We start from the raw sequence: 13,685 nt of genomic DNA on the forward strand, positions 1-13,685 counted from the left end.
TTTAATTAATCAATAGATTAACAAAAATTAAAAAACGGGGTTTCTTAATGCTTATGTTGCCTGAAATATTATAATTTTTCAATGTGTTATTGTTGTAAATTTAAATAAATTTTTTCAGCTAGCGATTTAGAGATTCCTTGCACTTGTGCTATTTCATCAATACTGGCATTTTTTAATTCTCTTAAACCACCAAAGTGTTTAAGTAATGCTTGCCGTCTTTTTGAACCAATTCCTTCAATGTGTTCTAAAGCACTATCGGTGAGTTGTTTTACCCCTTTTTTTCGTTGCCCCACAATGGCATGATCGTGCGATGCATTACGAATTTGTTGGATAAGTAATAAAGCAGGCGAATGGTCATCAAGATAATGTCCAGTTCCATGCGCTTCAAAAAATAATGTTTCAAGCCCTTCTTTGCGCTCAGCGCCTTTTGCCACCCCCACTAAAATAGGGTGATGTTTATCCCAATTAACATTGAGTCCTTCAAATACTTGTAAGGCTTGGTTTAACTGTCCTTTACCACCATCAATAAAGATAACATCAGGTATTTTTTCATCGGGTAGATCTATTTTATTGTAACGTCTTGTTAATACCTGTTCCATTGCTGCATAGTCATCACCTGGGGTAATACCCGAAATATTGTAGCGGCGAAATTCAGATTTTACCGGACCTTTATCATCAAAGACAACGCAAGAGGCTATTGTGTTTTTCCCCATGAAATGACTGATATCAAAACATTCCATACGATTGATTTTATCAATGCCCAAAAAGGTTTTAAGTGCATCGTAACGTTGTTTATTTGTCGAATTGGTTAATAATTTATTCTTCACTTCAGTTTGCGCATTGACGGTTGCAATATTGAGTAACTTTAAATTATCGCCTTTGGGCTCATCAACCAATTTGACTTGATGCTCAGCAATAAGTGACAGTGTCTCTTCCATGGGTTGTTTATCCGACAACGAAAAATTGAGTAGGATCTTTTTCGGAATATTACGATTTTGGTTGCCTTGCAAATAAAATTGCCCTAAAAAGGTTTCTATTACTTCTTCCAATTCAGTATTTGATGGTACTTTAGGAAAATAAGAACGATGCCCAAAGGTTTGTCCATTTCGGATAAATAAGACATAAATACAGGCTATACCAAACTCGTAGTGGAAGCCAATAACATCTAAATTATCATTATTGTTGTAAATGGCTTGTTTTTCGTTGATATGTTTAATGGCTTGTAACTGATCACGTAATGCTGCTGCTTTTTCAAAATTGAGTTCATTACTTGCTTTTAGCATATCTTCAGTGATTTTTTGTAAGATCTGATCGGATTGTCCTGATAAAAATAATCTCACATAATTAACTTGTTCGTTATAATCTTCATCACTCACTAATCCCGGCACACAAGGTCCTAAACAGCGTTTAATCTGATATTGCAGGCAGGGGCGAGTTCTGTTCCGATAGGTGGTGTTCAAGCACTGTCTAATCGGAAACGTTTTTTGTAATAGCGCTAAAATCTGTTTAACTGCATATCCACTAGGATAAGGACCAAAAAACTCATCTTTTTTGCGATTAATCGCCCCACGATAAAGTGATAATTGTGGATGTCTTTCTTTACTTAATTTAATAAAAGGATAGCTTTTATCATCTTTTAAAAGAACATTATAACGTGGTTGATGTTTTTTAATGTAAGTCTGTTCTAATAGTAGGGCTTCGGTTTCGGTATTTGTAATCGTAAATTCAATACGATGGATATGGCTAACTAACATATCCGTTTTTAGTGTTTTTTTACTACTATTAAAATAGCTTTTTAGTCGGTTATTCAGATCTTTAGCTTTACCCACATAAATAATCGTCTCTTTATCATTAAACATCTGATAAATGCCCGGTTTATGTGGGACTGTTTTTAAAAAAGATGTTGAATCAAATTGGCTCATATTAGTTTTCAAATGTGAGGGCTTTTTTCTCTATTATCCTCATAATGGTGCTTAATAATCCATTTATCAAGAGGTAAACGAATCCTGCAACAATAAATATTGAAAAATCGTAATAATCACCATTAAGTTGATTGCTATACCCCATAATATCCATTACCGGAATCATCGAGGCTAGGGCGGTGCCTTTAACAACAAAAACGACTTCATTGGAATAGGTGGATAAGGCTCGTTTTAAAGCATAAGGCATGACAATTTTTAAGGTTTGTCGTTTATTCATACCAAGAGCTTCACAAGCTTGCCATTGTCCATGTGGAACAGATTTTAAAGCACCATAAAAAATTTGTGTGGTATACGCCGCACTATTTAGCGTTAAAGCTAAATAAGCACAAAACCAAGGCGAAGATATGAGATCATAAAATCGCGGAAATTGGCTTAAAAAGTCAGCAAACTGTGAAGGTCCATAATAAATTAAAAATAACTGAACTAATAGGGGAGACCCCGTAAAGATAATAATATAGGTACGTATTACCTTTGTTAATACAAAATGATTAAGCGATAATAAGCATGAAAAAACGATAGCCAAAAGACCCGCAGTTAAGATACCTAAAATTCCTAGACTTAACGTGTCAGGAAGACCTTGTAGGATGATTTTAAGATAATAAACAAAATTATCAGACATAATTTAACCTTACAAACTTTTGGCAGAAGAGGGTTGTTCAAAATAAGTTGCACGTTTTTCGATTCGTTCAATCACTTTTTGACTTAAGATTGAAATAATCAAATAGATTACCATAGCGATCGCATACCATAGAAATGGTTGATTGGTTCGTGCAATAATCGTTTTGGTTTGCATCATTAGATCATTGATTGCAATGGCTGAGACTAGTGCGGTATCTTTTAATAATATCAACCATTGATTACTTAATCCTGGTATAGCATGGCGCCACATTTGTGGCATGATAATACGAAAGAACGTTCTAAATTTACTTAAACCAAGCACTTGAGCGGCCTGTTTTTGGCCGCTTGGTATTGCTTTAAATGCACCTCTGAGCGTTTGGGATGCATAAACTGCATAAAGTAGCGATAATGCAATGACACCACATAAAAACGGATCGGGCTGAGTATTGGCAATATGCATTTGGATATGAACTGAGGTAAATATCAATGACATATCAAATCCATCATCTAGTGCCATTAAAAGAAATGGTAAACCATTATAGATTGCAACGACAATTAATAATTCAGGTAGTGCTCGAATCGTAAGGCTAATTAAAGACATTAGCCATGCAACAGGTTTAAATGGAACGGATTCTAGAATTGTGAAAATAAAAGCAAAAACTATACCAACAATCATTGATACAAAAGCTAATGACAATGTGATGGATGTTGCTTTTGTTAAAGGCACGATAAAACCGTCCATTGAGGACATTATCCAGTTCATTGCATATGCTAAAAAGTCTGACATAAAAAAACCGTATTTAAATTAAAAAATAAATTCGCCGCATTTTAAGCGGCGAGATCACAATAATATCAAATTTGATAGTTTATTAGCTATTTGTTAAACCATTTTTTATAGATGGCGTCAAGTTCACCATTTGATTTTAATTTATCAAGTGCTTGATTAAACTGTTCTCTTAACTGATCATTGCCTTTACGTAAGGCAATACCTAAGCCTTCTCCAAAAAAATCATGATCGGTAATTTTGTCACCTAAAGCAACAATATCCGTTTCTTTGCTTAACCAATCACCCGCGACGAAAGAACTGGCTACAATCGCATCGATTCGTTTAGCTTTTAAATCTAAAAACGCATACTGATAGCTATCATAACTAACAGGTTTAACGTCAGGATATTTTTCATTTAAATATTTCAAATAGGTTGTCCCTTTTTGAATACCAATTCGTTTACCTTTTAGTTGTTCCAAATCTGTTAAAGTGTCTTTCAATGTAATAAATTGAATTGAGCTATCATCGTAATAAATCTTTGTAAAATCAACTTGTTTTTGACGTTCAGGCGTGATGTCTATCCCAGCAATTGCTGCATCAATTCGACGCGTTTTTAAACTAGGAATTAATCCATCAAAAGATTGATTAACAATTTTACAAGAAGCGTTAATTTCTTCACAGATTTTGTTGATCACATCAATATCAAACCCGACAATTTCGTTTTTGTCATTGGTGAATTCGAATGGTGCATAAGTGGCTTCTGTACCGATAGTTAAATTTTCAGATGCTTGAGACGTCAATGCAACGCTGGCAAGTAAAATAGCAAATAAAGTTTTTTTCATATATCCACCCAATTTTATAATCATTAATGTGATAAATAAGCTTTAAATTCTTCGGTTTTAGGATGAGCAAAACATTCTAATTGTCCTCGCTCAATAATTTCACCGTGTTCCATATAAATCACTTGTGAAGCGACTTTACGAGCAAAATCGACTTCATGAGTTACAATAATCTGCGTTATTCCTGTTTGCGAAAGTTCGTTAATAATTTCAGCTACTTGCGATGTAATAGCCGGATCTAATGCTGCTGTAGGTTCATCAAACAACAAAATTTGTGGCTCCATCATCAATGCTCTGGCAATTGCTACTCGTTGCTGTTGACCACCCGAAAGGTGCAGAGGATAGCGATTTGCCATTTCGTCAATTTGCAAACGTTGTAATATCAACATTGCTTTATCAGTCGCTTCTTTTTTAGATAAATTTAGTACTTGGCAAGGTGCTTCAATCAAGTTTTCAAGCACCGTTAAATGGGGCCATAAATTATAGTTTTGGAAAACCATACCCACATTTTTACGTAATTGTCTGATAGTGGTATCACTGATTTTTTTGGAAAAATCAAAATGGGAATTAGCTATTGTCATTTCACCTGATGTTGGTATTTCAAGTAAATTAAATACTTTTAGTAAAGAACTTTTTCCTGCGCCACTTTGACCTAATAATACAATGGTTTCACCTAGAGGATAACTAAGTGAAACATCTTTCAATGCATGATGAGTACCATAAAAACAGTTAATATGGCTTAATTCAATATTCATTATAAATGTTGGCTAAATTAAAAAAATTGACTAAATATTACTTTTTTTTGCATAAAAATGCAATCTAAAATATGAGACAAATAGTATTCTAAATGAATCTAGTATTTATCTTTATGATAAAATTTGAAAATTTAATGATATTCAAATTTAAAAATTAATTATTTTTCAGATATGATAGGGATTACAGGACCCAAATATTTAGGTTCTTTATTCAAAATATAGAGATCGATGAAAGCACTAACACGAGCTAATGTTTCACGAATTCTGACTAATTTCATACTATCTGGTGCAGGAACAGCAAAACATTGTGCTTGAATGTTCTGGGCTAATGCAATAAATATTGCTCGTTCACAATGAAATTCTTGCGTAATAATTGTAAATCTTTTAGCGTCAAAAACTTTGTTGGCTCTGACAACTGAATCCAATGTTCTAAATCCAGCATAATCTAATACGATTGCATCGCTAGGGATTCCCGCTTTAATTAAATCTTTTTTCATCGTGACGGGTTCATTGTAGCTTTGAAAAGAATCTTCTCCATCACCACTCAGTAATAGATAATCAACTTTATGCTGATTATAAAGGGAGATGGCGCCATTAATTCGATTTTGATAAAAAACATTTTTACCACCTCCTCGAACATATTTGGAGGTACCAAGTACTACACCTACGTTTTGATAGGGCAGTTTATTTACATCGTGGTATATATAAGGTGCGGTTTCATAGCTTATCCAATAATCCAAGCCAGCAATTACACATATGAGTAAGAAGCAAAGACTAAATAAACTTTTAATTATTTTTTTTAATTTCATGTTAGAACCAGTTAAAAATAAAGACTAAAATTGGAAATAAAAATGGAGCGATTAAAGACGTCATTATACCACATAATACTAATGATAAAGAACTATATGCGCCTTCATTATAATCAACTTCTATACATCGAGCAGTACCAACTGCGTGTGAGACTGCACCTATTGATAATCCTCTAGCAGAAGCGGATTTTATTTTTGCTATATTTAATATTTGATGACCAAAAATTCCCCCTAATGTGCCAACCAATATAACACAAAGGGCTGCGATTGACGGAACACCGCCTTCGTTGTTGGCAATCGTCACAGCAATAGCCGTAGTGACTGACTTTGGTAAAACCGACGCAGCTATTTCGGTATTTCCTCCTAACCAAAATACAATACTGACGCCAGTTATCATTGAAGCAATTGACGCGCTAAAGGTGATAATGATAATTGACTTCCAACGGGCTTTAATTTGTGGAATGAGTTCGTAGAGCGGAAAGGCTAAAGCGACAACAGAATAAGGTAATAATTTATTTATAATATCGACATTACTAACATATTCTGAATAACTGGTTTGACTTATTATCATAATTGGAATAAGCACTATCACCGAAATCACTAACGGATTAAATAATGGTGTTTTAATTTTAAAAGCAATTTTTCGAATAATCAGAAATACACAAACAGTTAATGGTAACATCCAGATCATAGTGGTTTTTCCTTATTATTATCTGATAAATCGAAATTTTTGGCTGTTTTTTTATGAAGTTTTTCTGTCAACCAAGCTGTTAATAGTAATACCAACAGTGAACTACCAATACTTCCAAAAATGATGGGTAACCAATTATTTAATAGCAATGTGTAATTATCCATTATCCCCATTGCAGCAGGAATAAATAGTAATGTCATATAACGCATAAATAAATTGCAGCTATTTTTTATCCAACGAGTAGGGATAATTTGAAAAGCTAATAAAAAGAATAGGGTTAAAAGACCGATAATACTACCAGGAATCATGATGGGTAAGAGCTGAGAGATGAAATTACCCACCCAAAGACTTAACGTTAAAATTAATAATCCGCGACCATAACTAAACAACGAATAGTATAAAGAATATAATCGATGTTTGATTGTGGCGTGTTTAGCTAAAAAATGTTTCATAGTCTAAAATTTAATAACTTGTTTGATTGTTAATAACAGACTGCTTTATTTGGCGTCTATAATACGCCCCTCAATTTTAATTATCCAACTAAATAATGGCAGTAATGATAAAGCTGTTTTATCAAAGCTAATTTTTCGGGTTGTTGAACATAAGTTTCAGCAAGTAATTCTAAAGTTAAAATATAATCTTGAATCTTAGGCGTATTTAGTTTATCACGACAATAATCTTGCCAAATCATCTGTTCGTGATGAGTTAGGGTTTGAGGAAAGTTTCGAGCTTTGTATCGAAAAAAAAGTGTACTTAAACGAGGGTCTTCAAATTTAAGAGATAAACTATCTAATAACTGTACTGGCGTTGTTTGTACTGTTTCACAATATAGTTTATCCTGATTACTCAAAAATCCATTATATATTTGTGCATCTACATCCGTATTAGCCGGATAATCATGACTTAAGCTAAATAATTCTCGCATTTTATCTTGCAACAAAATTTGATTTTGTAATAGCTTTTGTTGTTTGTTTAAACATTCTTCAATATTAATGGAAAATCGTTTAGCATTTTCAGGCAGTAAAGTTTTTATCGGTGCAAGGATAGGGCATTTGTTAATATGGACGAGTTTTAATGGAATGCGAGACTCATCAAGTTCAAGATCTTCAGTTTTAGTATAGAGTTTTTCGCGTATTATATTCACTGGTAAATCAATAATTGAATCAATATCGCCAGTGAGATCACAAACAATGACGGCATTATTTTGTTGTGGATGCCAAGCGATAGGGCATACTAATGACATATTTCCTCGATAACTACCCAGCATACCCGAAACATGTACCAAAGGGGTCATATTGATTATATCAATAAGTTCAGCAACTTTATTTTTATTGCGCAATGTAAAAAAATAGTTAAATAATTTAGGTTGTTTTTCTTTAATTAATTTTGCAATGGCGATAGTGGCATACACATCTGACATTGCGTCATGAGCATGTTCATGCGTAATATTATTTGCTTTGGTTAAATGTTCTAACCGAAAACTGGGATAACCCGAATCGTTAGTTGGCCAATGAATACCTTCAGGTCGTAAGGCATAACACGCTCTTACTACATCAAGTAGATCCCATCTTGAATTACCATTTTGCCAACAGTAGGCGTATGGGTCGTAAAAATTACGGTAAAGGATATTGCGGGTCACTTCATCATCGAAACGAATGTTATTATAGCCTAAAACGCAAGTATTGGGTTCACTAAATGCTTGATGAATTAATTTGGTAAATTGAGCTTCATTCACTCCTTTTTGATTTGCTTGTTGTGGAGTAATACCCGTAATGAGAACCGCTTCAGGATTAGGTAGATAGTCTGGTGCTAGCTTACAATATATAACTAAAGGTTCTTCAATAATATTAAGCTCAACATCAGTTCGAACACCCGCAAATTGAGCGGGTCTATCAAGAGCTGGATTAATACCAAATGTTTCATAATCGTGAAAGTAAAAAGTAGGTTGTTTGGCGTTATTTTTCATTTTATCGTTTTACTCTTGATGATTTTTGATTTGTCACTTACCTAAATTATACAATATTTTACTTAATTTAAATTATTTAAACCTGTTTATTTTGCCATTATAAGTAAGTAACTCTTGTTAAAACAAATGACTTTTTTTGTTTAATATCTTCGGATAAAAATTAGAAAGATTATAAGTTTAAAAAATGGTTATATTATTTATAATATTAGGTTAGTTAATTGTGAGTTTTTTAATAAGAAAGAAGTGAATAGTTAAGCGTATTTATTCACTTCATAAGTAAATAATATCAACTATTAATTTAAATTATTCTCTTCTAGAAAAAGAATCAATTGGGCTTTCCATAAGTCCGCTATCATTGTTGTGCCATGTCCGGTAGTTTTTTCAGAAGCTGGAATCAAGTAGTACTTTGCATTGGGAATCTTCTGTATGGCTTTTTCCATTAAATCGGTCGAAGCTGGATTTCTTTCATCATCCTCAGAGTTGATAGCTAAAATTCGTGCTTTGATTTTATTTAAATCTTTGGTTGGATCATAATTTCTTGCCGCATCCCATTGATATAAAAAATCGTTAGTATCCATCGTAACACGTTCGTTTAATTTATCTTTTAATATTTTTTCTGTTTCTTCCGTATTATATGCTTGCTTTTGCCATGCAATGTCACCGCCATTAGTTGCGATATTGTAGTAATTATAGACTAATTGAAACTGTTCGGGTTGTTTGGTATAAAAACCTTTGTTCCAGTCGGGATCATCTTTGATAGCATTGATAACCATTTTACGCATAATCCAGTTACGGCTGGACATTGGCGCAGGGGTAGCAGCCATAGGAATAGCGGCTGTCATATAATCAGGATACATCGTTACCCATTTCCATGTATTCATTCCTCCCATTGAGTTACCGATGATTAATGCTATATGCTCAATATTTAGCTTATTTTTTAATAGTTGATATTGAGCATTAACCATATCGGTATAATCATAATGAGGAAAATCGCCTTTTAAACCGTCAGATGGTTTAGACGATTTACCCGTGCCTATTGCGTCGGGGAGGATAATAAAATATTTTTCAGCATCTAATGGCATTCCTTTATCAAACAATGCATGACCAAAGCTATTATTTAACATTGCGCTACCACTTCCAGTTGTACCATGCAATATTAAAATTGGTTTGTTGTCAGGATTGCCAAGAGTAGTGTAATGTATTTTTATACTTTCAGTTTTTCCATTATTAAATTTGAAATGTTCAATCACATAATCCGACTCTTTTTTGTTATGAAAACCTAAACAATGCCCAAAAAAAGGTATTGTCAAAAAAACAAACATGAAGAATTTAGTCTTTCTTTTGAGCATAATTTTTCTCCATTTTCTATACGCACCATAAAGATAAGGAATATTCATTAAGCCACAATGAACCAGATAGGAAAATCAAGTTTTTGCCACATTGTGATTTTAATCACAATATGATGATAATATTTTTTTAAGTAACAGATAAATAGGCTATTTAAACAATCTTTTCTAGAGAATTCATGCCTGTTTTTTTAATAGTATAGGTAAGAAAAAGTAAGATAGGGAGGATGATATAATCAATAAAAAAGGGGGAAATATAATCCCCCATAGCTGTTATCAGTTTAAAATGTATTTTTCGGCGCAGACTCTATAATGTTGGCCATTTTTTCAAGGGTCAGCCTTAAAAGTTTAGGCATTGAATCAAGTTCAATGGAATCCATTAGATTTTTTACATACAGTCCTAATTCTGTATCACCTTCGACGATTAGTCGCCGTTGGAAGAATAGGGTGTCTGGATCTTGGCGCCGGGTTGCTATCATAATCAAATCGTTTGCATTACCAATAAAACTTACATCAGCAATTTCCTCTCGACTCACTACGAGTTTATTATCAATTAAGCTAACAAACCAAGTAAGTTGAAGATCGGTAACTTCAATTTTTAACCAACGATTTTCTAAAAAATCGAGATCACCATCTTCTAATGAATGTTTAAATTGTAGTTGTAATAGTTGTTCAATTGCCTGTTTTTTCAAATTAAACGGAATACAACGTAAAGTTAGCCCCAAAACATGAGGGGCTTTGTCAACAAACTGTGAATGAATATGGCCTAAAAACTGATGTTTGTTTGCTATCATTTATGAATCTCCAGATATCATTTTTTCATAAATATCGAGGTCAGTATTTAAATGTTCAAATGTTTCTTCACTCACTTCATTACGAACTTTCATTTGTAGTAAAGCTGTGCGTTCTGCACCGATTGCCACAAGACGCATACGTCTTTCAAGATTTTCAGCTTCCATCGCTTTTTGTTCTAAATCTTTTAATCCTGTTCGACGTCTTAAAGAACCGATAACACGTGAACCCACTTCATGTATTATTTCTTGATCTAAACCAGCTTCAGACGTTTCTTGAAGTAAATTGTTTTGCATTTTTTCAAGACTCACAATAGCTTCTTCCGCCATTTGCCCCTTAACTGTCAAAATTTCATTATCTTGTTGAGAGTTATCTAAAATAACACTACCTCGTAATAAAATAGGTAAGACGATAACCGCAGTAATTAATGAAATTAAAATAATGCCAGCTGCGATAAAAACAAGTTGATAACGACCACCAATTGTCATTGGAATAGATAATACACCCGCTAGGGTAATAGCTCCGCGAACACCAGCAAAAGTGGAAATCCAAAGATCGCGTGTAGTATAAGAACGGAATGCAAGTGGACGTTTTGTTCCAAATGGTAAAGTAGGCATATGTTTCATAGCCCATAACCAAGCAAATCGTGTTCCCATTAATACGATAAATACAAACACGACAATAAAGCATAATTGCCATACTTCAATAGAGGAGTCTGTTTGGTTTTCAGCAAAAGTATTATTTAAAATACTTGGTAATTGAATACCTAATAAAATAAAGACAAATCCATTGAATACGAATGTTAACATCGACCATGTACTATCTGATTGTAAACGAGCGGTCAAAGGGGCGTTGCGCATCATACCAGAATGGTTAACGGTCATACCAGCACTCACAGCGGCTAAAATCCCTGAACAGTGACATTCTTCAGCAAGGATATAGGCAGCAAAAGGAAGTAAGAATAGTAAAACAATTTGGATGGCGGGATCATTGTGGGTTAATTTATTAATTAAACGTAAAATACGTGCATATAACCAAGTAAATAAAACACCAACAGCTAAGCCACCAAGAGCGACAACAAAGAAAGAAAGACTAATTTGTAATAAATTAAATTCAAGCAAGCCGGTTGCAATTGCAATAGCAAATTTTAATGATACCAGACCAGATGCATCATTCATTAAAGCTTCGCCTTCAATAATCTCCATTTTTTCTTTTTCTATACGCCCTTTACCGACTATTCCACCTAGTGCAACGGCATCGGTAGGTGATAGTACTGCAGCTAACGCGAGTGCGGCAGCTAATTCAACTTTTGGCAACATCCAATTTAGAAGGTAACCTAATGCAATTATAGAAATAACGACAAGAACGAGTGCTAATCCAACAATTTCTCTGGCATTATGTACAAAGTCTTTGACTGATGTTTTTCGTCCATCTGCAAAAAGCAATGGAGGTATAAACAATACCAGAAATAGTTCAGGGTCAAATTTTACATAAATACCAAAAGCTGCTAAAACACAACCCAGTAGTATTTGCATAAGTGGTAACGGAATTTGGAATGGTAGTAATTTTATTACCACACCTGAAAGTGATACAATTAGCACTATAAGTAATATTGTTGAAAAAAGTTCCATGGTTTTCTATTAGTTATCCTATAATCATCTCATTAGTTAGCTATTGATTATATCGGAAATTTAGTTTAATTTCAGTTGAAAATTTAAAAAAATTATTCATTTTTTAATCAAGCACTCTTTTTAATCAAAATTATAGTTATATGATAAAAGGCATTTTAAATGGAAAATTGGCAAAGGGCATTTGTCTTACATACTCGTACTTATAGTGAAACAAGTCTATTAGTCGATTTATTTGTTGAAAATGCAGGGAAAATAACGGTGTTAGCCAAAGGGGCTAGACGTAAAAAATCTTCACTGAAGGGCATTTTACAACCTTTTACCCCCATTATTGTTCAATATTCTGGTATGGGTGAAATAAAAACTTTACGACAAGTTGAAGGTATAGCGCTAACGTTGCCGCTTTTTTCTGTATCGTTATATAGTGCTTTTTATTTGAATGAGTTATTGTATCGAGTTTTAGTCCCCGAAGTTGGCGTACCTACACTTTTTGAACACTATCTTAAAAGCTTGCAACAATTAGCGCAGTTAGTTCCGGCTGAAAATGTGTTACGTTCATTTGAATTAGCATTATTAGAAAGTTTAGGCTATCACATTGATTTTTTTCATTGTAGTGCAACGGGGGATGAAATTATCGAATCGATGTATTATCAATATCAGTCAGAAAAGGGCTTTATCAGTAGTTTACTTGAAAATAGTACCAGCTTTACGGGTAAAGAAGTATTGGCATTAGGTTATCGTCAATTTTGTGATGAGGATACATTAAAAGCGGCTAAACGGTTTACTCGAATGGCATTAAAACCTTATGTTGGTTCAAAACCATTCAAAAGTAGAGAGCTGTTTCTGAAAATTTAAGAATTATTCACTATAAAAAATGATTACCCTTCTTTTGATAATTCACGAACTAATTTATCAAGTTGATTGGCAAATTTTTCTCTATCCTTGTTTGAAAATGCAGAAGGGCCTTTAGATTGTATACCACTAGCCCGCATAGTTTCCATAAAGTCTCGCATCACAAGTCGCTCTTTTATGGTTTCTAATGTGAAAGGTTCACCTCGTGGTGTTAGCACAAAAGCCCCTTTATGAAGCACATCAGAGGCTAATGGAATATCAGACGTGATTACTAAATCATTTTTTTCAACTAATTCAATTATTTTATTATCAGCTTCATCAAAGCCATTTACTACCTGTAATCTTTTTATAAACGGAGACGTGGGAATAGTTAACCATTGGTTTGCAACTAAAGTTATAATTATTGATTTACGATTCGCTACCCGATATAGGATTTCTTTAATAGGGTTAGGGCAGGCATCAGCATCAATCCATATTTTCATCATTTTTCACAATCAAATTTTTCATTTATAGGCAGAAAATTATAAACTTTAATCACTCAACAAAGTAACTTATTTTTAGTTGAGTTAATCAATTTTATTGTTCTCATAATGAGTTGATAAAACAGTGACAAGATAAAGCATATGTTTATTTGAAAAATA

Annotated in this window: 13 protein-coding genes and 1 pseudogene; 1 reads left to right on the forward strand and 13 read right to left on the reverse strand. The window is 33.5% G+C overall.

Features of this window, described 5'->3' with window-relative positions:
• Nucleotides 1-86: 86 nt before the first annotated feature.
• The 12 genes and pseudogenes from uvrC to ACGH46_RS04990 form a co-directional block, all read right to left on the reverse strand.
• The gene (gene uvrC / locus ACGH46_RS04935; protein ID WP_411604499.1) at nt 87-1,922 is read right to left on the reverse strand and encodes an excinuclease ABC subunit UvrC; all 1,836 of its coding nucleotides are present in this window, start codon (nt 1,920-1,922) and stop codon (nt 87-89) included.
• A gap of 1 nt (nt 1,923) precedes the next feature.
• Nucleotides 1,924-2,601 (reverse strand): arginine ABC transporter permease ArtM, encoded by a 678-nt coding sequence (artM, locus tag ACGH46_RS04940; RefSeq protein WP_411589842.1) that lies wholly within the window; start codon nt 2,599-2,601, stop codon nt 1,924-1,926.
• 9 nt (nt 2,602-2,610) lie between these two features.
• Complete coding sequence (gene artQ / locus ACGH46_RS04945; RefSeq protein WP_411589893.1) at nt 2,611-3,342, reverse strand: arginine ABC transporter permease ArtQ; 732 nt, start codon at nt 3,340-3,342, stop codon at nt 2,611-2,613.
• A 131-nt stretch (nt 3,343-3,473) separates the two neighbouring features.
• Nucleotides 3,474-4,208, reverse strand: a complete 735-nt coding sequence (locus tag ACGH46_RS04950) for a transporter substrate-binding domain-containing protein (protein ID WP_267350984.1) — start codon at nt 4,206-4,208, stop codon at nt 3,474-3,476.
• Between the two features lie 23 nt (nt 4,209-4,231).
• Nucleotides 4,232-4,960, reverse strand: coding sequence for an arginine ABC transporter ATP-binding protein ArtP (gene artP, locus ACGH46_RS04955; protein ID WP_411604503.1), 729 nt, complete (start codon nt 4,958-4,960; stop codon nt 4,232-4,234).
• A gap of 173 nt (nt 4,961-5,133) precedes the next feature.
• Nucleotides 5,134-5,769, reverse strand: a pseudogene (locus tag ACGH46_RS04960) (vancomycin high temperature exclusion protein); the annotation flags it as partial.
• A 1-nt stretch (nt 5,770) separates the two neighbouring features.
• Nucleotides 5,771-6,460, reverse strand: coding sequence for a CidB/LrgB family autolysis modulator (locus ACGH46_RS04965; protein WP_267350978.1), 690 nt, complete (start codon nt 6,458-6,460; stop codon nt 5,771-5,773).
• Nucleotides 6,457-6,912, reverse strand: a complete 456-nt coding sequence (locus ACGH46_RS04970; RefSeq protein ID WP_267359787.1) for a CidA/LrgA family protein — start codon at nt 6,910-6,912, stop codon at nt 6,457-6,459. Before ACGH46_RS04970 ends, ACGH46_RS04965 begins: the two co-directional genes overlap by 4 nt.
• A gap of 80 nt (nt 6,913-6,992) precedes the next feature.
• Nucleotides 6,993-8,426, reverse strand: coding sequence for an exodeoxyribonuclease I (gene sbcB, locus ACGH46_RS04975; RefSeq protein ID WP_411604506.1), 1,434 nt, complete (start codon nt 8,424-8,426; stop codon nt 6,993-6,995).
• A 293-nt stretch (nt 8,427-8,719) separates the two neighbouring features.
• Nucleotides 8,720-9,775 (reverse strand): alpha/beta fold hydrolase, encoded by a 1,056-nt coding sequence (locus ACGH46_RS04980; RefSeq protein WP_411604509.1) that lies wholly within the window; start codon nt 9,773-9,775, stop codon nt 8,720-8,722.
• 278 nt (nt 9,776-10,053) lie between these two features.
• Nucleotides 10,054-10,566 carry an SCP2 domain-containing protein gene (locus ACGH46_RS04985; protein WP_267350973.1) on the reverse strand — a complete coding sequence of 171 codons (513 nt, stop codon included), beginning with the start codon at nt 10,564-10,566 and terminating at the stop codon, nt 10,054-10,056.
• Nucleotides 10,567-12,195 carry a Na+/H+ antiporter gene (locus tag ACGH46_RS04990; RefSeq protein WP_065557733.1) on the reverse strand — a complete coding sequence of 543 codons (1,629 nt, stop codon included), beginning with the start codon at nt 12,193-12,195 and terminating at the stop codon, nt 10,567-10,569. It abuts the gene before it with no gap.
• A 159-nt stretch (nt 12,196-12,354) separates the two neighbouring features.
• Here ACGH46_RS04990 and recO point away from each other — a divergent pair, with 159 nt between their 5' ends.
• Nucleotides 12,355-13,047, forward strand: coding sequence for a DNA repair protein RecO (gene recO, locus ACGH46_RS04995; RefSeq protein WP_267350971.1), 693 nt, complete (start codon nt 12,355-12,357; stop codon nt 13,045-13,047).
• Nucleotides 13,048-13,070: 23 nt separating this feature from the next.
• Here the strand turns inward: recO and ACGH46_RS05000 are convergent, their stop codons facing one another.
• Nucleotides 13,071-13,526, reverse strand: coding sequence for a YaiI/YqxD family protein (locus ACGH46_RS05000; RefSeq protein ID WP_411604511.1), 456 nt, complete (start codon nt 13,524-13,526; stop codon nt 13,071-13,073).
• Nucleotides 13,527-13,685: the final 159 nt, after the last annotated feature.

It is taken from the genome of Gilliamella sp. CG22 (assembly GCF_046635725.1).
Lineage (GTDB): Bacteria > Pseudomonadota > Gammaproteobacteria > Enterobacterales > Orbaceae > Gilliamella > Gilliamella apicola_I.